The organism is Streptacidiphilus sp. PAMC 29251, from assembly GCF_054208735.2.
Genome location: NZ_CM135725.2, coordinates 7,485,778 through 7,509,321, shown reverse-complemented (window position 1 = coordinate 7,509,321; position 23,544 = coordinate 7,485,778). Strand labels below are relative to the sequence as shown.

17 protein-coding genes and 3 rRNA genes are annotated in these 23,544 nt (G+C 68.0%); 9 read left to right on the top strand and 11 right to left on the bottom strand.

What is annotated here, in order from left to right; genetic code table 11:
- The first annotated feature begins 162 nt into the window (after positions 1–162).
- The 5 genes from ACXKR8_RS35575 (at position 163) to ACXKR8_RS35555 (ending at position 3,201) form a co-directional block, all read left to right on the top strand.
- Positions 163–876 (top strand): maleylpyruvate isomerase family mycothiol-dependent enzyme, encoded by a 714-nt coding sequence (locus ACXKR8_RS35575; protein ID WP_458268662.1) that lies wholly within the window; start codon positions 163–165, stop codon positions 874–876.
- A gap of 85 nt (positions 877–961) precedes the next feature.
- Positions 962–1,615: an MBL fold metallo-hydrolase gene (locus tag ACXKR8_RS35570; protein WP_458268661.1), complete on the top strand. Its 654-nt coding sequence runs from the start codon at positions 962–964 to the stop codon at positions 1,613–1,615.
- A gap of 132 nt (positions 1,616–1,747) precedes the next feature.
- The gene (locus ACXKR8_RS35565) at positions 1,748–2,074 is read left to right on the top strand and encodes an STAS domain-containing protein (RefSeq protein ID WP_458268660.1); all 327 of its coding nucleotides are present in this window, start codon (positions 1,748–1,750) and stop codon (positions 2,072–2,074) included.
- A gap of 290 nt (positions 2,075–2,364) precedes the next feature.
- Positions 2,365–2,568, top strand: coding sequence for a hypothetical protein (locus tag ACXKR8_RS35560; protein ID WP_458268659.1), 204 nt, complete (start codon positions 2,365–2,367; stop codon positions 2,566–2,568).
- Positions 2,569–2,643: 75 nt separating this feature from the next.
- Positions 2,644–3,201 carry a pyridoxamine 5'-phosphate oxidase family protein gene (locus ACXKR8_RS35555; RefSeq protein ID WP_458268658.1) on the top strand — a complete coding sequence of 186 codons (558 nt, stop codon included), beginning with the start codon at positions 2,644–2,646 and terminating at the stop codon, positions 3,199–3,201.
- A 289-nt stretch (positions 3,202–3,490) separates the two neighbouring features.
- On the opposite strand, the gene ACXKR8_RS35550 is transcribed toward ACXKR8_RS35555, so the two are convergent.
- Complete coding sequence (locus tag ACXKR8_RS35550) at positions 3,491–4,144, bottom strand: FMN-dependent NADH-azoreductase (RefSeq protein WP_458268657.1); 654 nt, start codon at positions 4,142–4,144, stop codon at positions 3,491–3,493.
- 105 nt (positions 4,145–4,249) lie between these two features.
- Between ACXKR8_RS35550 and ACXKR8_RS35545 the strand changes: the two genes are divergently transcribed.
- The gene (locus tag ACXKR8_RS35545; protein WP_458268656.1) at positions 4,250–4,750 is read left to right on the top strand and encodes a MarR family winged helix-turn-helix transcriptional regulator; all 501 of its coding nucleotides are present in this window, start codon (positions 4,250–4,252) and stop codon (positions 4,748–4,750) included.
- Positions 4,751–4,828: 78 nt separating this feature from the next.
- Here ACXKR8_RS35545 and ACXKR8_RS35540 read toward each other — a convergent pair whose 3' ends face one another.
- Positions 4,829–5,032, bottom strand: a complete 204-nt coding sequence (locus tag ACXKR8_RS35540; RefSeq protein ID WP_034090357.1) for a cold-shock protein — start codon at positions 5,030–5,032, stop codon at positions 4,829–4,831.
- A 441-nt stretch (positions 5,033–5,473) separates the two neighbouring features.
- Between ACXKR8_RS35540 and ACXKR8_RS35535 the strand changes: the two genes are divergently transcribed.
- Positions 5,474–5,677: a cold-shock protein gene (locus ACXKR8_RS35535; RefSeq protein WP_030258797.1), complete on the top strand. Its 204-nt coding sequence runs from the start codon at positions 5,474–5,476 to the stop codon at positions 5,675–5,677.
- A gap of 89 nt (positions 5,678–5,766) precedes the next feature.
- On the opposite strand, the gene ACXKR8_RS35530 is transcribed toward ACXKR8_RS35535, so the two are convergent.
- From ACXKR8_RS35530 to ACXKR8_RS35510, 5 genes are all read right to left on the bottom strand, one after another.
- Positions 5,767–5,889, bottom strand: coding sequence for a hypothetical protein (locus ACXKR8_RS35530; RefSeq protein ID WP_458268655.1), 123 nt, complete (start codon positions 5,887–5,889; stop codon positions 5,767–5,769).
- A gap of 119 nt (positions 5,890–6,008) precedes the next feature.
- Positions 6,009–6,125 (bottom strand): 5S ribosomal RNA (gene rrf, locus ACXKR8_RS35525).
- Between the two features lie 81 nt (positions 6,126–6,206).
- Positions 6,207–9,331: ribosomal RNA gene (locus tag ACXKR8_RS35520) — 23S ribosomal RNA — on the bottom strand.
- A gap of 261 nt (positions 9,332–9,592) precedes the next feature.
- A 16S ribosomal RNA gene (locus ACXKR8_RS35515) occupies positions 9,593–11,118 on the bottom strand.
- The 16S, 23S and 5S rRNA genes sit together here, the layout of an rRNA operon.
- Before the next feature lie 426 nt (positions 11,119–11,544).
- The gene (locus ACXKR8_RS35510; RefSeq protein WP_458268654.1) at positions 11,545–12,240 is read right to left on the bottom strand and encodes a hypothetical protein; all 696 of its coding nucleotides are present in this window, start codon (positions 12,238–12,240) and stop codon (positions 11,545–11,547) included.
- A gap of 95 nt (positions 12,241–12,335) precedes the next feature.
- Between ACXKR8_RS35510 and ACXKR8_RS35505 the strand changes: the two genes are divergently transcribed.
- Together ACXKR8_RS35505 and ACXKR8_RS35500 are read left to right on the top strand one after the other, a co-directional pair.
- A complete protein-coding gene (locus ACXKR8_RS35505; protein WP_458268653.1) occupies positions 12,336–15,314 on the top strand; it encodes a DEAD/DEAH box helicase in 2,979 nt (992 codons plus the stop codon).
- Positions 15,314–16,714: an SWIM zinc finger family protein gene (locus ACXKR8_RS35500; protein ID WP_458268652.1), complete on the top strand. Its 1,401-nt coding sequence runs from the start codon at positions 15,314–15,316 to the stop codon at positions 16,712–16,714. The genes ACXKR8_RS35505 and ACXKR8_RS35500 overlap by 1 nt, the downstream gene beginning before the upstream one ends.
- Here the strand turns inward: ACXKR8_RS35500 and ACXKR8_RS35495 are convergent.
- The 4 genes from ACXKR8_RS35495 to uvrB form a co-directional block, all read right to left on the bottom strand.
- On the bottom strand, positions 16,711–19,416 hold the full coding sequence (locus ACXKR8_RS35495) for an ATP-binding protein (protein WP_458268651.1): 2,706 nt from the start codon (positions 19,414–19,416) through the stop codon (positions 16,711–16,713). The two genes, ACXKR8_RS35500 and ACXKR8_RS35495, sit on opposite strands and share 4 nt — an antisense overlap.
- 55 nt (positions 19,417–19,471) lie before the next feature.
- Complete coding sequence (locus ACXKR8_RS35490; protein ID WP_458268650.1) at positions 19,472–20,491, bottom strand: TerC family protein; 1,020 nt, start codon at positions 20,489–20,491, stop codon at positions 19,472–19,474.
- A 207-nt stretch (positions 20,492–20,698) separates the two neighbouring features.
- Positions 20,699–21,277 carry a TerD family protein gene (locus tag ACXKR8_RS35485; protein WP_458268649.1) on the bottom strand — a complete coding sequence of 193 codons (579 nt, stop codon included), beginning with the start codon at positions 21,275–21,277 and terminating at the stop codon, positions 20,699–20,701.
- Between the two features lie 92 nt (positions 21,278–21,369).
- Positions 21,370–23,505: an excinuclease ABC subunit UvrB gene (uvrB, locus tag ACXKR8_RS35480; protein ID WP_458268648.1), complete on the bottom strand. Its 2,136-nt coding sequence runs from the start codon at positions 23,503–23,505 to the stop codon at positions 21,370–21,372.
- Positions 23,506–23,544 lie beyond the last annotated feature (39 nt).

Here is a 23,544-nt window from a genome sequence, read left to right as displayed (position 1 = left end):
ACTGATGACATGGGATCACGTGTTCGATTTCTGAGGCAATCGGGAAGCATCACCCGATGGGATGAATCGACGGTAGCGTCAACCGCGCCCCTTGCCGGGTGAAACGATGAGAACGATGAGAAGGCACGCGGCACACGCGTCGCCCGCAGGAGGAGACCCCAGATGACCGCCCCCACCCAGAGCATCGAAGCCGCCGCCGACTCCGCCGCCGCCCTGCTGCGCAGCGTGGAGCAGATGCGCCCCGAGCAGGTCTTCGAGCCCTCCGCGCTGCCCGGGTGGACCCGCGGCCACGTCCTCGCCCACATCTGCCGCAACGCCGACGCCCTCGGCAATCTGCTCCGGGGCGCCCGGACCAGCCAGCCCATCGCGATGTATCCGAGCCCGGAGTCCCGCGAGCGCGGGATCCAGGACGGCGCCAAGCACACCCTGGCCGAGCACCTCGCCGACCTCCGCGCCTCGGGGCTGCGCTTCGCCGCCGCGACCGAGGCCATGCCGGACGCCGCCTGGTCCGTCGAGGTCCCGCACCGCACCGGCCCGTTCCCGGCCTCGGGCGTCCCGCTGAAGCGCGTCGCCGAGGTCGAGTACCACCATGTCGACCTGGGGCTCGACTACACCCCGGCGCACTGGCCGGCCGCCTTCGTCGCCGAGCAGCTGGCCGCCCTCACCACCCGCTACCGGGGCTCGGCGGACCTGCCCCTGCTGCTGCTCCAGGACAGCGACACCGGCTCCGGCTACGTCCTGGGCAGCGGGACCAGCCCGGAGCTGGAGCTGGCCGCCCCGGCCGCGGCGCTGGTCGCCTGGCTCTCCGGCCGCTCGGACGGCGCGGCGCTTGGCGTCCCGCTCTCCGCGCTCCCGGCGCTGCCGCCGCTGAGCTGAACCCGGTCCTGCGCTGAACCGGTCCTGCAGAACCCGGCCCTGAGCCGGGCCCGGCGCAGCGGCGGCGGGCGGATAGGCTGAGCCCATGTCGTACCACGGAGCAGTCAAGGTCGGCGGAACGCCGGACGTACGGGAGTTGCCCCACCTGGTGATCACCAAGGTCGCCGTCGGGCCGTTCAACAACAACGCCTACCTGCTGCGCTGCCGGGCCACCGACCAGCAGCTGCTGATCGACGCCGCCGCCGACGCGCCGGCCCTGCTGGAGACCGTCGGCAGCAGCCTCGACACCGTGGTCACCACCCACCGCCACCAGGACCACTGGCAGGCCCTGGCCGACGTCGTCGCGGCGACCGGCGCCCGTACCGCGTCCGGACGCCTGGACGCGGAGGGCATCGACGTCGCCTCCGACCTGCTGCTGGACGACGGCGACACGCTGCGGGTCGGCGAGGTCGAGCTGACCGTGCGGCACCTGGTCGGGCACACCCCCGGCGCGATCGTGCTGATCTACAACGACCCGCAGGGACACCCCCACCTCTTCACCGGCGACTGCCTCTTCCCCGGCGGGGTCGGCAACACCAACGGCGACGCCGAGGCGTTCAGCAGCCTGCTCAACGGCGTGGAGGCCAAGCTCTTCGCCGTGCTCCCGGACGAGACCTGGGTCTACCCGGGCCACGGCGACGACACCACGCTGGGCGCCGAGCGCCCGCAGCTCGCCGAATGGCGCTCCCGGGGCTGGTGACCCGGCCCTGGCGAAACAGGTTGTGACAGGTTCGCCCAGTTGTACTCAAAAAGAATCATGGAGAAGCTGTGTGCAGATGCTCCCAGCTTCAACTACCTTGATGCCCCGCGCACTTGGGAGACAGGGGACTCCATGGGCGACATCTCGGCCGTGACCGCAGTCGTTCTCGACTCCGGATCCACCGCACAGATCCTGCTCGCAGGCGATCTCGACCTGACCACAGCCGCCGTTCTCGGCCCGGCCGTCCGGAGCCTGCTGCTCGATCCGGCGACCCGGTGCATCGAGATCGACGTCGCCCTGGTGTCGTTCTGCGACTCCAGCGGCCTCAGCGCCCTGCTCAGCGCCCAGAAGCTGGCGGCGACCCGGGACGTACGGCTCTACCTGATCCAGATCGGCCCCCGACTGGAGCTGCTGCTGGACGTGACCGGGCTCGGCCCCATGCTCGGCACGCCCAGCTGAGGCCCTCAACCCGCCCTCGGCCGCAGCGATGTGACGCCGGGCCCAAAAAAGCTGTGCCAAAAAGCTGTGCCGCACCGGGCATGCCGCGGCCGCGATCGGGCAGGCGCGATGTACGGCGCACCCCCGCCGTAAGCCTCGGCCCCCCGCGACCCCCCACTAACGCGGAGGGCCGACTGGCGTCCAGGTTGAGATGCTTGTGCGGGGTGAACCAAAAGCGGATCACGCACGTACCTACCCCTGGATCGGTCGCCCGCTTCGGACGATCGGCCATGCGCGGAGCGGAGTTGGCCATGTGGGTCCGTGGAGTGATCGGTGTCGTCCTGGTCGCCATCGGCGGCCTTTGGGTCGCCCAGGGCACCGGCGCGATGCGCGGTTCGATGATGTCAGGACACGGCCAGTACGCCCTGTTGGGAGCGGTGGCGATCCTGGCCGGTCTGGCCCTGCTGGGATGGGCCTGGCGGCTGCGTGGCCGAGGAGGCCCGAGCGAGCGATGAGTTCCGCGGCGCCGACCCGTCTACCCTCCGAGGGCCATACCCGCCCTGCGCCCGCGAACCCGGAGATGACCGACGATGCCCCTCACCGCCCCAGAGTCCGCCGCCGCCGCCGCTGGTGAGCCGCTGACCGAACTCGACAGCCGCTTCAGCGAGCCCGAGGCCGCGCCGACCCCGTGGGCGCAGGCCGAACGGATGCTCACCGAGGCCGAGCTGTTCTGGCTGTCCACGGTGCGCCCGGACGGGTTCCCCCATGTCACACCGCTGATCGCGGTGTGGCTGGAGGGCGCGCTGTACTTCTGCAGCGGTCCCGGCGAACGCAAGGTCGGCAACCTCTCCCAGAACCCGCGGTGCGTGCTGACCACCGGGAGCAACACCCTGGGCAGCGGCCTGGACCTGGTGCTGGAGGGCCGCGCGGTGCGGGTGCTGGACGACGACGCCAAGCTGCACCGGGTCGCCGCCGCCTATCTGGCGAAGTACGGCAAGGAGTGGGCCTTCCAGGTCCGCGACGGCGCGTTCTTCGGCGCGGGCGGCGGCGGCACGGCCTGGGTCTACGAGGTCGCCCCCGCCAAAGGGTTCGGCTTCGCCAAGGGCCGCTACGGCCAGACCCGCTGGACCTTCAGCGGCGGCGTCTGACGCGCCACCCCGAGCAGGTGGATGCCTCGCCGGCGGGGACCACGCGGGGCATCCACCGCGCACAGGGTGGATGCCCCACCAGCATGGCATGTGCACAACCGGCCGTCGAGACCCACCAGCCCATGCGTCCCATCCGCCGCGGGCGTTCCCGACATCCCCCACGTGGTTGTACTCTGAAATCGAAGGCCCCGCCGTCTCCCCCGTCGGCGGGGCCTTCGTCGTGCTCGGGGCGCTGCCTTCAGGCGCCTGCTGCCTTCAGGCGCCTGCTGCCTTCAGACGCCTGCTGCTTTCAGACGCCCAGTGCCGCCGCGACCTTGCGGGCGTGCTGGTCGGCCGCCGCGTGGGCCGCCTCGCGCTGCTGGTGCGAGGCGGGGATCAGCTCCGCCATCGCCGGGTTCCGCTCGGCGAGCGTGAGCTGCGCCTTGATCACGGTGAGGTCCAGACCCATCGCCTTGACCAGCACCGTCTCCAGGTACGGCTGGACGAAGTCCCAGCCCGCCCGCGGCGTGCCCTGGTCGTAGCCGCCGCCGTAGCTGAGCACGACGGTCGCCGGACGGCCGCTCAGCGGCGGGTTGTCGGAGAGGTCGGCCGTGCGCCCCACCACCAGGATCTGGTCCAGCCACGCCTTGAAGGTGGCGGGCACGCCCCAGTTGTACATGGGCACGCTCAGCAGGTAGGCGTCGGCCGCGAGGACCTCCTCGACCAGGACGGACCGTGCCGCGAAAGCCGCGACCTGCTCCGGCGTCCGGGAGTCCACGGGGGTGAAGCCGGCCGTGATGCCGGCCTCCACCAGCGCGGGCACCGGGTCGATGCCGAGATCGCGGTAGGTGACCGTACCGTCCGGGTGCGCCTGCTCCCAGGACTTGCGGAAGGTGGTGGCGATCTCCTTGGAAACCGAACCGGAGGTCAGTGCGGACGAGTCGATGTGCAGAAGGTGGGCCATGGAGAACCTCGAAGGTCGATAGGTGGCGTCACAGCTTGTATGCCAAACAGACTGTCTTCCACGCAGACTATTTGTCAAGCAGGAGGACTCGGCTAGGCTGAGCCCGTGACCACCACCGAGCCCGCACCCCTGCCACCCGGCCTCCAGGACAGCCTGGGGTGGCTGCTGGCGCAGTGCTTCCGCGCCTACGGTGAGGCCATGGGTCGGGCTGTGGCGGGCATCCCGCACGGCCACCGCGGCTTCCAGGCGCTCTCCGGCGCCGCGCACTGCAGCGCCCGCAACCAGGCGGAACTCGCACGCCAACTCGGCGTCGACCGGACCGTGATGGTCTACCTGGTCGACGACCTGGCGAAGGCCGGCCTGGTGGAGCGGATCGCCGATCCCACGGACCGCCGCAGCCGACTGATCCGGGCCACCCCGGCCGGCGTCGAGCAACTGGCCTCGGCCCAGCAGGCCATCCAGCAGGCCGAGTCGATGGTGCTCGCCCCGCTCAGCCCCGCCGAACAGGGGCAGCTGCGCGGCATGCTGCAGTCACTGGCCTCGCACTACATCGCCCATGCCGGCAACGCCGTCGACCCCTGCTCCGTGGCCTCGGAACTCACCTAGGGAACGTGAAAGCGCCCCCGCACCGTAGGAAACCGGTGCGGGGGCGCTCACGACGCGACGCTGATCAGGCTGTGGACCTTAGAGCGGGCGGATGTTCTCGGCCTGCGGGCCCTTCTGGCCCTGCGTGACGTCGAACTCGACCTTCTGGCCCTCGAGGAGCTCGCGGAAGCCCTGGGCGTTGATGTTGGAGTAGTGGGCGAAGACGTCGGCGCCGCCGCCGTCCTGCTCGATGAAGCCGAAGCCCTTTTCAGCGTTGAACCACTTGACGGTTCCGGTGGCCATGTCTCTCGTTCTCCTCTGTAGTCGTGTAGGAGCCGCACCGTGCGGACTCCGAGTCACCGATCCGTACACCCGGGCCCATGAGGAGATCGAGGACAGCAAAAATGCCCGCGATCGGGATCACGGGCGTACAAACGTCGAGAACCACGACTACTACAGGGCAAAACCGTACACGATGCCCGCGGGATCGGCCATGTGACACGAGGGATCGCAGGTCACAGGTGCGACACAGGAGGCCTGGGATCTGTTGACGGGACCCGGGCCCCACCCTGTATTCTCTAGATCAGTTGCAGTGCGTGGTTCCCTAAGTTTTGGCCGCCCGTGATCGCGATCACGGGCGTTCGTGCTTTCGCAGGTCCCTTCGTGACCAGGGTGATCATTCCGGCGACACAGGGTTCACACCGTGTGGATCCTGGCACCAGCCCCTGACAGAAGGAGATCAATATGGCTACCGGTACCGTGAAGTGGTTCAACGCCGAAAAGGGTTTCGGCTTCATCGAGCAGGACGGCGGCGGCGCCGACGTCTTCGCGCACTACTCGAACATCAACGCGCAGGGCTTCCGTGAGCTCCTTGAGGGCCAGAAGGTCGAGTTCGACGTCACGCAGGGCCAGAAGGGCCCGCAGGCCGAGAACATCCGCACGATCTGACGATCGCCGCGCGTCGGTGACGCCCCGTACCGGTTCACCCGGTACGGGGCGTCACTGCGTTGGAGCTACTTACTGCTTGGAGCTACTTGCTACTGGCTACTGGTTCCGGCTTGCTGGTTCCGGTAGCGGGGGCCGCCCATCAGGAACAGCAGCAGGCCGGCGCAGATCGCCATCACGGCCAGCGAGAACCCCAGGATCTCCAGGACCACCATCGTCTGCCCCTTTCGTCACGTTTCGTCACTTAGACGCTAAGCGAAAAGACGCGACCCGGCGACTCCGGAACGCAGTAAAGCCCCCTGACCGGTGGTCAGGGGGCTTTACTGTAATGGTTGTTCGGCGGCGTCCTACTCTCCCACAGGGTCCCCCCTGCAGTACCATCGGCGCTATGAGGCTTAGCTTCCGGGTTCGGGATGTTACCGGGCGTTTCCCTCACGCTATGACCACCGAAACACTATGAAGTTGACACTCGATTGCCCTTGCGGAGCAATGGGTCGTGACTTCAGAACTGCACAGTGGACGCGTAGCAACTATGGTCAAGCCCTCGGCCTATTAGTACCGGTCAGCTCCACCCCTTACAGGGCTTCCACATCCGGCCTATCAACCCAGTCGTCTACTGGGAGCCTTACCCACTCGATGGTGGTGGGAGTCCTCATCTCGAAGCAGGCTTCCCGCTTAGATGCTTTCAGCGGTTATCCTTTCCGAACGTAGCCAACCAGCCATGCCCTTGGCAGGACAACTGGCACACCAGAGGTTCGTCCGTCCCGGTCCTCTCGTACTAGGGACAGCCCTTCTCAAGACTCCTGCGCGCGCAGCGGATAGGGACCGAACTGTCTCACGACGTTCTAAACCCAGCTCGCGTACCGCTTTAATGGGCGAACAGCCCAACCCTTGGGACCTACTCCAGCCCCAGGATGCGACGAGCCGACATCGAGGTGCCAAACCATCCCGTCGATATGGACTCTTGGGGAAGATCAGCCTGTTATCCCCGGGGTACCTTTTATCCGTTGAGCGACGGCGCTTCCACAAGCCACCGCCGGATCACTAGTCCCTGCTTTCGCACCTGCTCGACCCGTCGGTCTCACAGTCAAGCTCCCTTGTGCACTTACACTCAACACCTGATTGCCAACCAGGCTGAGGGAACCTTTGGGCGCCTCCGTTACATTTTAGGAGGCAACCGCCCCAGTTAAACTACCCACCAGACACTGTCCCTGATCCGGATCACGGACCCAGGTTAGACATCCAGCACGACCAGAGTGGTATTTCAACGACGACTCCACCGTAACTGGCGTCACGGCTTCAAAGTCTCCCACCTATCCTACACAAGCCGAACCGAACACCAATATCAAGCTATAGTAAAGGTCCCGGGGTCTTTCCGTCCTGCTGCGCGAAACGAGCATCTTTACTCGTAATGCAATTTCACCGGGCCTATGGTTGAGACAGTCGAGAAGTCGTTACGCCATTCGTGCAGGTCGGAACTTACCCGACAAGGAATTTCGCTACCTTAGGATGGTTATAGTTACCACCGCCGTTTACTGGCGCTTAAGTTCTCAGCCTCGCCCCGTCGAAACAGAGCTAACCGGTCCCCTTAACGTTCCAGCACCGGGCAGGCGTCAGTCCGTATACATCGCCTTACGGCTTCGCACGGACCTGTGTTTTTAGTAAACAGTCGCTTCTCGCTGGTCTCTGCGGCCGGCCCCAGCTCAGACAGCAAGTGTCATCACCAGTTCCGGCCCCCCTTCTCCCGAAGTTACGGGGGCATTTTGCCGAGTTCCTTAACCATAGTTCACCCGAACGCCTCGGTATTCTCTACCTGACCACCTGAGTCGGTTTGGGGTACGGGCCGCCATGAAACTCGCTAGAGGCTTTTCTCGACAGCATAGGATCATCCACTTCACCACAATCGGCTCGGCATCAGGTCTCAGACTATATGTGCGACGGATTTGCCTATCACACGTCCTACACCCTTACCCCGGGACAACCACCGCCCGGGCTGGACTACCTTCCTGCGTCACCCCATCGCTCACCTACTACCCTGTTGGGTCAGCGGCTCCACCACTCCCATCCATCCGAAGACTTCAGGGCGGCTTCGCGGCTTTAGCATTCAGAGGTTCGACGTTGGCGCTTCAAAGCGGGTACGGGAATATCAACCCGTTGTCCATCGACTACGCCTGTCGGCCTCGCCTTAGGTCCCGACTTACCCTGGGCAGATCAGCTTGACCCAGGAACCCTTGGTCAATCGGCGCAAGAGTTTCCCACTCTTGTATCGCTACTCATGCCTGCATTCTCACTCGTGAACCGTCCACGACTGGCTTCCGCCGCCGCTTCACCCGGCACACGACGCTCCCCTACCCATCACAACACCCGTTGGGGCTACACGTTGCAATGACACGGCTTCGGCGGTGTACTTGAGCCCCGCTACATTGTCGGCGCGGAATCACTTGACCAGTGAGCTATTACGCACTCTTTAAAGGGTGGCTGCTTCTAAGCCAACCTCCTGGTTGTCTCTGCGACTCCACATCCTTTCCCACTTAGCACACGCTTAGGGGCCTTAGCCGGTGTTCTGGGCTGTTTCCCTCTCGACCATGGAGCTTATCCCCCACAGTCTCACTGCCGCGCTCTCACTTACCGGCATTCGGAGTTTGGCTAAGGTCAGTAACCCGGTGGGGCCCATCGCCTATCCAGTGCTCTACCTCCGGCAAGAAACACGCGACGCTGCACCTAAATGCATTTCGGGGAGAACCAGCTATCACGGAGTTTGATTGGCCTTTCACCCCTAACCACAGGTCATCCCCCAGGTTTTCAACCCTGGTGGGTTCGGTCCTCCACACGGTCTTACCCGCGCTTCAACCTGCCCATGGCTAGATCACTCCGCTTCGGGTCTTGGGCGCGCTACTATGTCGCCCTATTCGGACTCGCTTTCGCTACGGCTACCCCACACGGGTTAACCTCGCAACACACCGCAAACTCGCAGGCTCATTCTTCAAAAGGCACGCAGTCACGATCAGTAAGGGCAAGCCCTCCTGACGACGCTCCCACGGCTTGTAGGCACACGGTTTCAGGTACTATTTCACTCCGCTCCCGCGGTACTTTTCACCATTCCCTCACGGTACTGTCCGCTATCGGTCACTAGGGAATATTTAGGCTTAGCGGGTGGTCCCGCCAGATTCACACGGAATTTCTCGGGCTCCGTGCTACTTGGGAACAATCCAAGAGAGCCGTACAGGTTTCGTCTACGGGGGTCTTACCCTCTACGCCGGACCTTTCGCATGTCCTTCGACTACCCATACGGTTTCTGACTCTCCGCTCGGCCGGCAGACCAAACAAGAACTGTCCCACGACCCCAACCACGCAACCCCTGCCGGGTATCACACGTGACTGGTTTAGCCTCATCCGATTTCGCTCGCCACTACTCTCGGAATCACGGTTGTTTTCTCTTCCTGCGGGTACTGAGATGTTTCACTTCCCCGCGTTCCCTCCACACCGCCTATGTGTTCAGCGGCGGGTGACAGCCCATGACGACTGCCGGGTTTCCCCATTCGGACACCCCCGGATCAAAGCTCGGTTGACAGCTCCCCGGGGCCTATCGTGGCCTCCCACGTCCTTCATCGGTTCCTAGTGCCAAGGCATCCACCGTGCGCCCTTAAAAACTTGGCCACAGATGCTCGCGTCCACTGTGCAGTTCTCAAGCAACGACCAACCACCCACCAGTACAAGCATGGGGCCGGCGTTCAGAGGGGACTTCCGTTCCCTCAGGACCCAACAGCGCGCCCGACCCGACCGCTCGAAGACTCAACGTTCCACGCACCGAGGTGCAGTACTTGCTCGTCCCAAACGATCGTGCCGAATAGTCAACGTTCCACCCATGAGCTGGCCACCGTCAGACAGATGCTGACGCAGTGGCACTGTGCTCCTTAGAAAGGAGGTGATCCAGCCGCACCTTCCGGTACGGCTACCTTGTTACGACTTCGTCCCAATCGCTGGTCCCACCTTCGACAGCTCCTTCCCTTACGGGTTAGGCCACCGGCTTCGGGTGTTACCGACTTTCGTGACGTGACGGGCGGTGTGTACAAGGCCCGGGAACGTATTCACCGCAGCAATGCTGATCTGCGATTACTAGCAACTCCGACTTCATGGGGTCGAGTTGCAGACCCCAATCCGAACTGAGACCGGCTTTTTGAGATTCGCTCCACCTCGCGGTATCGCAGCTCATTGTACCGGCCATTGTAGCACGTGTGCAGCCCAAGACATAAGGGGCATGATGATTTGACGTCGTCCCCACCTTCCTCCGAGTTGACCCCGGCAGTCTCCTGTGAGTCCCCATCACCCCGAAAGGCATGCTGGCAACACAGAACGAGGGTTGCGCTCGTTGCGGGACTTAACCCAACATCTCACGACACGAGCTGACGACAACCATGCACCACCTGTATACCGACCACAAGGGGGCGTACATCTCTGCACGTTTCCGGTATATGTCAAGCCTTGGTAAGGTTCTTCGCGTTGCGTCGAATTAAGCCACATGCTCCGCTGCTTGTGCGGGCCCCCGTCAATTCCTTTGAGTTTTAGCCTTGCGGCCGTACTCCCCAGGCGGGGAACTTAATGCGTTAGCTGCGGCGCGGACCACGTGGAATGTGACCCACACCTAGTTCCCAACGTTTACGGCGTGGACTACCAGGGTATCTAATCCTGTTCGCTCCCCACGCTTTCGCTCCTCAGCGTCAGTAATGGCCCAGAGATCCGCCTTCGCCACCGGTGTTCCTCCTGATATCTGCGCATTTCACCGCTACACCAGGAATTCCGATCTCCCCTACCACACTCTAGCCTGCCCGTATCGAATGCAGACCCGGAGTTAAGCCCCGGGCTTTCACATCCGACGCGACAAGCCGCCTACGAGCTCTTTACGCCCAATAAATCCGGACAACGCTCGCACCCTACGTATTACCGCGGCTGCTGGCACGTAGTTAGCCGGTGCTTCTTCTGCAGGTACCGTCACTTGCGCTTCTTCCCTGCTGAAAGAGGTTTACAACCCGAAGGCCGTCATCCCTCACGCGGCGTCGCTGCATCAGGCTTTCGCCCATTGTGCAATATTCCCCACTGCTGCCTCCCGTAGGAGTCTGGGCCGTGTCTCAGTCCCAGTGTGGCCGGTCGCCCTCTCAGGCCGGCTACCCGTCGTCGCCTTGGTAGGCCATTACCCCACCAACAAGCTGATAGGCCGCGGGCTCATCCTGCATCGCCGGAGCTTTCCACGCACACCCCATGCGGAGATGCGTCGTATCCGGTATTAGACCTCGTTTCCAAGGCTTGTCCCAGAATGCAGGGCAGATTGCCCACGTGTTACTCACCCGTTCGCCACTGATCCACCCCGAAGGGCCTCACCGTTCGACTTGCATGTGTTAAGCACGCCGCCAGCGTTCGTCCTGAGCCAGGATCAAACTCTCCGTGAATGTCATCAGGTAATCCTGATAGCACCCGCGAAAGAGCGGCACGACGATCAGCGGAATAGCCGACCCCGTGCACTGCGTCCTCGCTAGTGTTTACTGCATTATCTTGCCAAATGAAACTTGGCGTTGACTTTTGGCACGCTGTTGAGTTCTCAAGGAACGGACACTTCCTTCAAGACCGTCTCACCGGTCTCTCCGGGCGCTTCGTTCGTACTTCGTTTTTATCTTAGCAGACCGTTTCCGGCCCGTTCCGACGAGTGAAACTCTAGCGGAATTTCTCGATGCAAGCCAATTCCGCCGCTTTCCTGATAAACGGCATAGCAAAACAGAGCCACGCTGTCTGATCAGGGGATTTGTCGCATCCCGCGTGTCCGCAGGGCAACTCGGAGAACACTACGGCACCCGTGATGCCGTCGCAAACCAAGGTCACTACGGCAGCTTGCGCCTTGGGGCACCGCCCCGGCGCGGAACGCGGTCGATCATGACCGGGACGCCGTCCCGCTGGTTGAGGCGCCGGCGCCGGTCTGCGGTGCAGAACAGGCAGGCGTTGTCCGCGGTCGGGTCGGTGGGTGCGCCCGGGTGGATGTCGCAGCCCGAGGTGTTGCGGGGGCGGGAGAGTTCGCGGGCCACGATGAAGGACTGGTGGACCGTGTCGGCCAACTCCATGAACTCGGCGTCGGCGGACCGCAGGGAGAGGCCGTAGGCCACTTCGGTCGTCCTGCGGAGAAGCTGCTTGAGCAGCTCGAAGGTGTAAGGGCCCTCCGGGACCGGGTAGCCGAGGCTGCTGGTCCGCGCCGGCCCGGGAACGCCGCTCGCGGCGGTGCCGCGCCGCCGGGCCTCGTTGCAGAGCAGGCAGCGGGTCCAGCCCTGGGGCGGCTCGGGGTCGATCGCACCGTTGGGGTGGCGGTCGCAGCCGGTGTAGGTCTTCGCGGGTGCGAGATTGCGGGCGATGGTGAAGAGGAGATAGGTCTCGTCGGCCACCGTCTCCAGCTCGGCGGGGTGGGCATCCGCATAGAGGGCACGGACCGAGCCTTCGATGGCCGCCAGTTTGGTGCGCAGCTCACCGAGCAGGAACGGCCTACCGGTGGGAACGCTGTACTGCTGGCCCCGCCTCGTCTCGTTCATGGGCCCCAGCGTGCCACGCCGCCCCTGCCAGTACCACTAGGCTGAATTCTTCGACGGCGGACGCACCCAGAAGCAGGAAGCAGAGCAGGCGCAAGGTGGCCACGGTCTATCGCACCGCAGAGAATCAGCCGACCCCACCGCTCACCGGGACGACCGTCGCCAGGGCGGCTGAATCCGCCGCCGTCTTTCTCCCGGCGGATCCGCCCCGGGAAAGCCGGGTGGCGTTCTGGCGCACGGACGGCGCCGAGCCGGGCCTGGGGGTGGGCACCGCCGAGCAGCTGACCGTGGCCAGGGCCCATGGTTCCGGAGCGCGACGGCGTACCGTCCCGGCCGAGCTGCTCACCATCGCCGAGGCGCTGCCGCTGCTCACCCGGGCCCGCGCGCAGATCCGGAGCGGCAGCAGCTACGGCAGCGGAAACGGGGGCGATGTCGCAGACGACTCGGTCGCCTTCTGGGGCGGGGTCGCGCTGTTCGGGCTGCAGCTGGTCGCCCGGGGCAGGCTGCTACCGGGGCTGAGCCCGGCCGACCACGACGCCTGGCGGGTCGGGCCGTTGGACGTGGGCGACGTCACCCGGCTGCGCGAGCTGGCCGCGGCGATGCCGCCGGAGGCGCGGGCCGTCCCGCTGGCCGAGCTGACCCCGCTGCACCTGCCGGACGCGGACGTGCTGGTCCGCGCCTTTCTTGACGCCGTCGCCGACTGCCTGCCGCGCTCTCCCGGTGCGGTGGCCGCCACCGGGCAGCGGGCCTTCGCCGCCGTCGAGCCGCAGCAGCTGCCGGAGCAGCGAGGTTGGGCCACCGAGCTCGCCACCGGCGTGGACGCCGGCGTCCGGGTGTCGCTGCGGGTCGAACTCCCGGGACTGGAGTTCCCGTCGGAGGAGGCCCAAGAAGCGGAAGCGGAGGAATGGGACGACGACAGCTGGACGGAGAGCCCGTTCCGGGCCGTCGTCCAGGTGCACAGCCTGGCGGACCCGACCCTGTTCGCCGACGCGGGCGCGCTGTGGTCGGGCAGTGCTCCGGCCGAGTTCGGGGCGCGGACCAGGATCGACACCCTGCTCACCCTGCGCCGGGCCGCGCGGGTGTGGCCGGCCCTGACCCGGTTGCTGGCCGGCCCTGTCCCCGATCAGCTGCAGCTCGCCGACGACGAGGTCGAGGCGCTGCTCACCGATGCCGCCGAGCAGTTGGCCGCCGTGGGCGTGGCCGTGCACTGGCCCAAGGAGCTGGCCCGCGAGCTGACGGCCACCGCCGTCGTCGAACCCGCCGAGCGGGTGGGATCGGCGGCCCCGAGTCTGCTGTCGGCAGCCGCGCTGCTGAACTTCCGCTGGCAGCTGAGCGTCGGTGACCGGGAGCTGACCGAGGCGGAGTTGGAGCGGCTGGCCGAGGCGCAGCGACCGGTCATCCGGCTGCGGGACCAGTGGGTGCTGGTGGATCCGGCGTTGATCCGCCGCGCCCGGAACCGGGCCGGTCCGGCCGTCCAGCCGTTGGCGGCGCTGGCCGCCGCGCTCACCGGCAGCGCCGAGATCGACGGCGAGCTGGTCCCGGTCGCGCCCACCGGCTGGCTGGCGGCTCTGCGCGAACGGCTGGCCGACCCGGAGGGCGGGGCCGGCCAGGAGCCGGTGCGCCAGCCCGAGGCACTGGCCGCGACCCTGCGCGACTATCAGCTGCGCGGGTTGTCCTGGCTGGACCGGATGACCGGGCTCGGCCTCGGGGTCTGCCTGGCCGACGACATGGGCCTCGGCAAGACGATCACGGTGATCGCGCTGCATCTGCACCACCACCAGAAGCAGATCCACCAGAAGCAGGGCCAGCAGGACCCGGCCGGGCCGACCCTGGTCGTCTGTCCCGCGTCGCTGCTCGGCAACTGGCAGCGTGAGATCGAGCGCTTCGCCCCGGGCACTCCGGTGCACCGCTACCACGGCGCCGCGCGGGACCTGTCCGGGTTGGAGCCCGACGCCTTCGTGCTGACCACTTACGGCACCATGCGCCGCGACGCCAAGCGCCTGGCCGGGTCCACGGCCTGGGGTCTGCTGGTCGCGGACGAGGCGCAGCACGTCAAGAACCCGTTCTCGGCGACCGCGAAGGCGCTGCGCACCATTCCCTCGGGGAGCCGGGTGGCGCTGTCCGGCACTCCGGTCGAGAACAATCTCTCCGAGCTGTGGGCGCTGCTGGACTGGACCACCCCCGGCCTTCTCGGCACCCTCCCGGCGTTCCGCGACCGCTATGCCCGACCGGTGGAGGGCGACGCGGACCTGGCCACGGCCGAGCGCCTGTCCGCCCTGATCAGGCCCTTTCTGCTGCGCCGCCGCAAGAGCGATCCGGGCATCGCGCCCGAGCTGCCGCCGAAGACCGAGACCGACAACACCGTCTCGCTCACCAAGGAGCAGGTCGCGCTCTACGAGGCGGTGGTCCGCGAGACCATGACCGCCATCGAGGCGGCGGACGGGATCGCCCGGCGCGGACTGATCGTCAAACTCCTGACCGGTCTCAAGCAGATCTGCAACCACCCGGCGCAGTACCTCAAGGAGAGCGCGGGCACCCGGCTGGACGGCCGTTCCGGAAAACTGGAACTGCTGGACGAGCTGCTGGACACCATCCTCGCCGAGGGCGCGTCGGTGCTGGTCTTCACCCAGTACGTGGCGATGGCCCGGCTGATCGAGCGTCATCTGGCGGAGCGCGGCGTCGGCAGCCTGTTTCTGCACGGCGGAACGCCGGTGAAGCGGCGCGAGGAGATGGTCGCGGCCTTCCAGGACGGCGGGACCCCGGTGTTCCTGCTGTCGCTGAAGGCCGCGGGCACCGGGCTCAATCTGACCCGGGCCGAGCATGTGATCCATTTCGACCGCTGGTGGAACCCGGCGGTGGAGGACCAGGCCACCGACCGTGCCTACCGGATCGGGCAGACCCGTCCGGTGCAGGTGCACAAGCTGATCACCGAGGGCACGGTGGAGGACCGCATCGCCGAGATGCTGCGGCGCAAGCGGGATCTCGCGGACGCGGTGCTGACCGGCGGTGAGGCCTCGTTCACCGAGCTGAGCAACGCGGAGCTGGCCGAGCTTGTGACCCTGCAGCGAGGTGCCTGATGGCCGCCGTCGGCAGGAGCACAGCCGCCAGGAGCACAGCCGGCCGGGCCGCCGCCGGAAAGGCGACTGCGGCGAACGGCCTGCGCCGGACCTTTCCGCCGCTGCCGCCGCGTTCCGGCCCCGGCAGCCGGGGCGCGTTCGCGGTGTCCTGGTGGGGCAACGCCTGGGTCGCGGCGCTGGAGGACGGGTACGGCACGGACGGTCGGCTCTCCCGCGGCCGGAGCTACGCCCGCGGCGGCTACGTCGGGGAGATCACCGTCTCACCGGGCCGGATCCAGGCCCGGGTCCAGGGCAGCCGCCGGACGCCGTACCAGACCGCCGTGACCGTGCCGCAGTTCAGCGCGGTGGAGTGGGACCGGCTGCTGGACCTGGCCGCCGACCAGGCGGGGCGGATCGCGGCGCTGCTGGACCGGGAGATGCCGCCGGAGCTGGCCGAGGACGCCGAGCGGGCCGGGGTGCCGCTGTTCCCGTCCCGGCAGCAGCTGGAACCCAGCTGCACCTGCCCCGACTGGGGGTACCCCTGCAAGCATGCCGCGGCGGTGTACTACCAGGTCGGACGGCTGCTGGACGAGGATCCCTTTGTGCTGCTGCTGGTCCGCGGCCGGGGCGAGCGGGAGTTGATGGAGGAGCTGCAGCGCCGCAACACCGCGCGCGCCGCCGCCGAGGGCCTTGGGACCGGCCGGGATCCGGACCAGGGCCCGGCCGCTGCCGCCCGGGGTGTCCCGGCCCGTGCGGTGTTCGCCGGACGGGCCGGACTTCCGCCGCTGCCGGCACCGCCCGAGCCGGTGGACCGGCCAGGTCCGGTGCCGGTGCTGCGCGGCGGCGCCGAGCCGGCTCCCGGCCTCGACCCCGGCGCGTTGGAGCAGTTGGCCGCCGACGCCTCCGTCCGCGCCGTGCGGCTGCTCGCGGACGCGCTCTCGGCGGACCATGCCGAGCGGCTGCCGCCGGCGCCGCTGACGGCCCGTCAGGACGCGATCCGATTGGCCGCGGTCCGGTCGTCCGATACCGAGCTGTTCCAGCGGGTCCTGCTGGCCCTCGGCACGACCCCGCCGGAGCTGGCCCGCGCCGTCCGGGCCTGGCGGCACGGCGGCGCGGCCGGGCTGGACGTACTCGACGCGGAGTGGACGCCGGATCCGGCGGTGATCGCCCGGGCGAAGGCGGCCATGGCCGCCGCCTGGGAGGGGCAGCGGCCGCCGCCGCTGCGCGCCGCCCGGAACCGGCTCACCGCGGTGGGACGGGACGCGCAGCTGCGGCTGGGCCGGGACGGGCGCTGGTACCCCTACCGCCGCGAGCAGGGAGTCTGGTGGCCGGCCGGCCCCGCCGACCAGGACCCGGCCGCCGCCCTGGCCGCGCTGCTGGAGGCTCCGCCTACTGGGCGTCAATCGCCGGGCAGTACCTAGCCCCCGTGGCCGGCCGCGAGCAGCTCCGTCAGGGCCGCGCGGGCCTGGGCGGCCAGCTGGTCGGCGGCGCAGGAGTCGGCCAGGTCGACGGCGCCGCGCAGCTGTTCGACAGCCTCCTTGGGACGGCCCGCCGCGCGCAGGGCCAGGCCGAGGTCGACGGCCGCGCGTGTGTGCTCGTAGGGGGCGCTGCAGCGTTCGAACTGGGCCAGTGAGCGGGCCAGCAGGTCGAGTCGGCGGTCGCCCTCGGCGAGCGCGGCGCAGGAGCGCAGCTCCATGCCGATGGCCGAGGCGGTGCCGAAGCGTTCGGCGCGGGCGAGGGCGTCCTCGGCGAGCGCTCGGGCCTGATCGAGGTGGCCGAGCGAGGCATGGGCCGAGGCCAGGGTCCGCTGCCAGCCGCACCAGCCGGGGTTGCCCATCTCCCGGCCGTCCAGCCGGGCGCCGGCCCCGGTCAGCTCGGTCACCGCGCCGTCCAGGTCGCCCAGGTCGAGCAGCAGTCCGCCGCGGACGGTCTGCGAGTCGGGGAAGACCACCGCCGCCGAGTAGGGGGCCTGGAAGTGGTAGCGCGCGGCCAGCTCGCGCGCCTCGTCCAACCCGCCCCGGGCCAGCAGGATCGCGATCAGCGTGCCGACCGCGTACCAGTGCACCGGGATGCCCTCGGCGACGCGGTTGGCGGTGGCCAGGCCCTCGCGGGCGCTGCGCTCGGCCTCGGCGAGGTTGCCGGTGCGGTAGCGGATGTAGGCCAGGATGGTGTGGCCGAAGGCGAGGTGGGCGCCGCGCCAGCCGGCGCCCTCGTACTCGGCGATGCCCTTGGCGAAGAACCGTTCGGCCTGCTCCGGCAGGTCGGCGAACATGTACACCAGCGAGGCCAGGGTCGGCACCTCGAAGGCCCACTCCTGGTCGGTCCAGCTGAGCCCGTCCTGCTGCTGGGCCAGGTCGGCGTAGTGCACGGCGGTGGCCACCGGTTCGCCGCGGACCACGGCGTCCCAGGCGCGCAGCCCGAACACATAGCGTTCGGCGATGCCGATCCGCTGCTCCTCGCGCTCCAGCAGCAGCGCCAGGTCGGCCAGCCGCTGCGAGCGGTCGCCGGAGCCCTGCTCGGCGGCGTCGAAGGCGCACCACATGAAGTTCCACACCAGCAGCCGCAGCCGTGCCTGCTCGGAGTCGGCCGCATCGGCCGCTCCCCCGGTGGTCGCGGCGGCTTCGAGCAGGTTGTTGCTGTGCGCCAGCGACTGCGCCAGCCGGACCGTGATGCCCTCGCGCAGCCGCTCCGACAGCACCGGCTGCTCCAGCGCCGCCCGCAGGTGGCCGACCGTCGAGGCCGGGTCGTAGAGCAGGGTCGAGCAGCCCAGCTCGAACAGCAGCTCGGCCCGCTGCGCCGGGGACGGGGGTTCCCTGAGCGCCCTGGCCAGGCAGCGCTGCGCCGTCTCGGGCGCGCCCGCCTGCATGAACAGGCGCGCGGCGGAGCGCAGTTGCTCGACCACCGAGCTGTCGCTCCGGGGCGGGATCTCCAGCCAGTGCCGGGCCGCCAGGGTCGGGCTGCCGCCGGCGGCGAGGACTGCCCAGCCGGCCTCGCCGTGCATCCCGGTGCGCAGTTCCTCGGGGATGCCCCGGTAGACCGAGGTGGCGACCAGCGGGTGGATGAACTCCAGGATCTGATACCCAGTCAGGATCCGTCCCTCGCGCAGCCGGTCGGCGGCGTCGGCGGCCTCGGACGGCGAGAGCGAGGCGACCGCGGCGGCCAGCTCCAGCGGGGTGTGGATGCCGAGCACCGAGACCGCCCAGGCCAGCCGTACCGACGAGTGGCCGAGCCGCTCCAGCCTGGCCACCAGGCCGCTGCCCTGGGTCGCGGCGGCGAGCCCGCGCAGCAGCGGGCAGGACGCCTCGACCGGGGTGATCTCCCGCTCCTGGGCCTTGGCCAGCAGCTCGACCGTCTCGAACGGGTTGCCGCCGGTGACCGCCCAGACCTCGCGGCAGAAGGCGTCGTCCACCGGGACGGCGGGGGCGCCGAACAGTTGGCGGATCAGCGCCGCGACCGCGTCCGGGGTGAGCGCGGTCAGCCCGAGCGACTTGGTGCCGTTGCTGTCCGCGATGGTGCGGAAGGCGGCGGGGATCTGCGGCAGCTCGTCGGGCCGGTAGGCGACGACCAGCAGCACCGGGAGCTCGTCGAGCCGGCCCGCGAAGGACGCCAGCCAGCTCAGTGACTCGGCGTCGGCCCAGTGCGCGTCGTCCACGACCAGGACCAGCGGGCCGCGCTGGAAGGCGAGGTTGGTGACGATCCAGTCGAGGCCGTCGCGGACGCCCTGCGGGTCCGGGGCGGCCCCGTCGGTGGCCCCGGTGGTCAGGCCGAGCGCCGGGCCGACGATGTCGTTCCAGCCGCCGAGCAGCTCGCGTTGCTGCTCCTCGTCGACCTGGGCCAGCAGCGGCCGCAGCAGCGTCCGGACCAGGTGGAAGGCGGACAGTTGCTCCTGCTCGCCACCGCGGGCGGCGAGGGCCAGCAGGCCGCGGTCGGTGGCGGCCCGGCGGACGGCGGCCAGCAGGCTGGTCTTGCCGAGACCGGCCGCGCCGGTGTAGACCAGCAGCCGCTCACCGGGCTCGGCCGGGAAGCCGCCCGCGGCGAGGCTGTCCAGGGCCCTTCGCGCGGCGCCGAGTTCGGCCTCGCGTTCCAGCAACCCGGCCCCACCTGCGCGCCTCTGCTCTGCCACGTCTGTGAGCGTAGCGCGGAGCCGCGGCGCGGGCGGGGTGGTTGCGCAGCTTCGCTCAGCGGTCCTGGAGCTCCAGCGGCTCCGGCTCGGCCTGCCCCGGCTCCGGCTGCTCCGACGGCTCGGCCTGCTCGGCCCGGCGGGAGGCGATCAGGCTGGTCACCGTGGTGATCGCGAGGACGACCACGATGAAGCCGAGCGAGAAGGGGATGCCGATCTCCGGCGCCCAGTGCGCGCCGGCCTCGTGCAGGGCGTGCAGCAGCAGTTTCACGCCGATGAAGCCGAGGATCACCGAGAGCCCGTAGGAGAGGTGGACCAGCTTCTTCAGCAGTCCGCCGATCAGGAAGTACAGCTGGCGCAGGCCCATCAGCGCGAAGGCGTTGGCGGTGAAGACGATGTACGGGTCCTGGGTCAGGCCGAAGATCGCCGGGATGGAGTCCATCGCGAAGAGCACGTCGGTGGTGCCGATCGCCAGCATCACCACCAGCATCGGGGTGATCAGCCGCTTGCCGTTCTCCACCACGAGGAGCTTGGTGCCGCGGTAGCCGTCGGTCGCGGGGAACCGCTTCTCGACCGACTTGAGCAGCCGGTTCTCCTCGAACTCCTCCTCCTCGTCGTCCGACCTGGCCTCCTTGATCAGCTTCCAGGCGGTCCAGATCAGGAAGGCGCCGAAGAGGAAGAAGACCCAGGAGAAGCTGGCGATGATCGCGGCGCCGGCGGCGATGAAGACCGCGCGCAGCACCAGGGCGATCAGCACGCCCACCATCAGCACCCGCTGCTGGTAGATGCTGGGCACCGCGAACTTCGCCATGATCAGCACGAAGACGAAGAGGTTGTCCACGCTGAGCGACTTCTCGGTGATGTACCCGGCGAAGAACTGCCCGGCCGGGGCGGACCCCGAGTGCCACCAGAGGAAGCCGCCGAAGGCGACGGCGAGCAGGACCCAGACCACGGTCCAGGCCCCCGCCTCCCTGAGCGAGACGTCGTGCGGCTTTCTTCCTCCGATGAAGAAGTCGGCGGCGATGAGTGCGATCAGCACCCCGATGGTGCTGACCCACATGGCTACGGATACGTCCATGAGCTACCTCCGGCGGTCGACAGGCCTGCCGGAGGTCTCCTCCGCCCGCGGGGCGCCGGGGGGCGGCGCGCGGGCCGACATCCCCGGGCAGTGACCAGATTCACTGCCGTGCTGACGGAGATGCCGTTCTAGGGAGTACTCCCCTCCGAATCCCAGTATCCAAAAGGGACGGTAAAATGGAGGTAAAGTACCGATCGGGAGGACTGGTCAGAGGTAGGGCGCGATGGCCGGGAGCATGTCCTGGAAGGTGCGCCCGCGGGCCGGGGCGCCGATGGCCGACATCTGCCAGCCGCCGGCGGCGTCCCGCTGGACCTTGGCCATCACCTGGCCGGTGTGCGCGCCGCCGCCGCTGAGGCTGTACCGGGCCAGCTCCTGGCCGTTGGACTCGTCCACCAGCCGGCAGTGGGCGTTCTCGACCTCCTGGAAGGTCTGCCCGGTGTAGGAGTTCACGGTGAAGACGATCTGCTTGACGTTCTCCGGCACCCGGGAGAGGTCCACCAGGATCGACTCGTCGTCCTCCCCGCCGGCGCCGCCGGTGAGGTTGTCACCGGTGTGCCGCACCGAGCCGTCATTGCTGACCAGGTGCTGGAAGAAGACGACGTCGACCAGCTGCTGGTCGTCGAACATCACCGCCGAGGCGTCCAGGTCGATCGACCGGGCCCGGCGGCCGAACAGGCCCTTGCGGGGAGCGGCCTGCCAGCCGAGGCCCATCCGCACGACCGTCAGCTCACCGCCGCCGGACTTCTTCAGGCTGACGCTCTGACCCTTGTTCAGACTCACCGACATGGTGGGCACCCTCCCCGTTCCTGACGTTCAATTCTCGTTCGGTCGTCCCGCAGCAAACCTTACGCATTCCCTCACTGCAGCGGGCGACACCGTCACGCCATTCCCGCCTCGCGCATCTGCCGCAGCTCCTTCTTCAGTTCATTGACCTCGTCGCGCAACCGCGCGGCCACCTCGAACTGCAATTCGGTCGCGGCCAGGTGCATACGCTCCGTCAGTTCCGCGATCAGGCCGGCCAGCTCGGCGGCCGGCAGGCCCTTGGCGTCGGCGGCGCCCCGCTTGCCCACCGCGCCCAGCGCCGGGACCGGGGCCTTGGACCCGCGGCCGCCCTTACCCAGCGGACTGCCCTTGGCGCCGGGCTGGCGGTAGCCGGTGCTCAGCAGCTCGCCGGTGTCGAGGTCCTCGCGGGCGATCGAGTCGAGGATGTCGCCGATCTTCTTGCGCAGCGGCTGCGGGTCGATGCCGTGCTCGGTGTTGTACGCCACCTGGATCGCGCGGCGGCGGTTGGTCTCGTCGATGGCCTTCTCCATCGCCGGGGTGATCCGGTCCGCGTACATGTGGACCTGCCCGGAGACGTTGCGGGCGGCGCGGCCGATGGTCTGGATCAGCGAGGTGCCGGAGCGCAGGAAGCCCTCCTTGTCGGCGTCCAGGATGGCGACCAGGGAGACCTCGGGCAGGTCCAGGCCCTCGCGCAGCAGGTTGATGCCGACCAGCACGTCGTACTCGCCGGCCCGCAGCTCGCGCAGCAGCTCGACCCGGCGCAGCGTGTCGATGTCGCTGTGCAGGTACCTGACCCGGATGTCCAGGTCGAGCATGTAGTCGGTGAGGTCCTCGGACATCTTCTTGGTCAGGGTGGTGACCAGGACCCGCTCGTCCTTCTCGGTGCGCAGCCGGATCTCGTGGATCAGGTCGTCGATCTGGCCCTCGGTCGGCTTGATCACGACCTCCGGGTCGATCAGGCCGGTCGGCCGGATGATCTGGTCGACCTGGCCGTTGCCCCGGGACAGCTCGAACTTGCCCGGAGTGGCCGAGAGGTAGACCGTCTGGCCGACCCGCTCCAGGAACTCCTCCCACTTCAGTGGGCGGTTGTCCATCGCCGAGGGCAGCCGGAAGCCGTTGTCGACCAGGGCGCGCTTGCGGGAGGCGTCCCCCTCGTACATCGCACCGATCTGCGGGACGGTGACATGGGACTCGTCGATCACCATCAGGAAGTCTTCGGGGAAGTAGTCCATGAGGGTGTTGGGCGCGCTGCCGGAGTCGCGGCCGTCGATGTGCCGGGAGTAGTTCTCGATGCCGGCGCAGCTGCCGATCTGCCGCATCATCTCGATGTCGTAGGTGGTGCGCATCCGCAGCCGCTGGGCCTCCAGCAGCTTGCCCTGCTTGTCCATGGTGGCGAGGGTCTGCTCCAGCTCCTCCTCGATCCCGTTGATGGCGCGTTCCATCCGCTCCGGGCCGGCGATGTAGTGCGAGGCCGGGAAGACGTAGAGCTCCTGGTCCTCGGTGATCACCTCGCCGGTGAGCGGGTGCAGCGTGGTGAGCGCCTCGATCTCGTCGCCGAACATCTCGATCCGGACCGCGAGCTCCTCGTAGACCGGGAAGATCTCGATGGTGTCGCCGCGGACCCGGAAGGTGCCGCGGGTGAAGGCGACGTCGTTGCGGGTGTACTGGATGTCGACGAAGCGACGCAGCAGGGCGTCCCGGTCGACCTCCTCGCCGACCTTGAGCCGGACCATCCGGTCGACGTACTCCTGCGGGGTGCCGAGGCCGTAGATGCAGGACACCGAGGCGACGACGATGACGTCGCGCCTGGTCAGCAGGGAGTTGGTGGCGGAGTGGCGGAGCCGTTCCACTTCCTCGTTGACCGAGGAGTCCTTCTCGATGTAGGTGTCCGTCTGGGCGATGTACGCCTCGGGCTGGTAGTAGTCGTAGTACGAGACGAAGTACTCGACGGCGTTGTTGGGGAACAGCTCGCGGAACTCATTGGCGAGCTGCGCGGCCAGGGTCTTGTTCGGCGCCATCACCAGGGTGGGCCGCTGGAGTTTCTCGATCATCCACGCGGTGGTGGCGGACTTGCCGGTACCGGTCGCGCCGAGCAGGACGATGTCCTTCTCGCCTGCGCGGATACGCTTTTCCAGGTCGGCGATGGCGGTGGGCTGGTCGCCGCTGGGCTGGTAGGGACTGACGACCTCGAAGGGCGCCACGGATCGCTCAAGATCGGTGATGGGTCTCACGCAACCAACCGTACGACCTGGCACTGACAATCCCGGGCC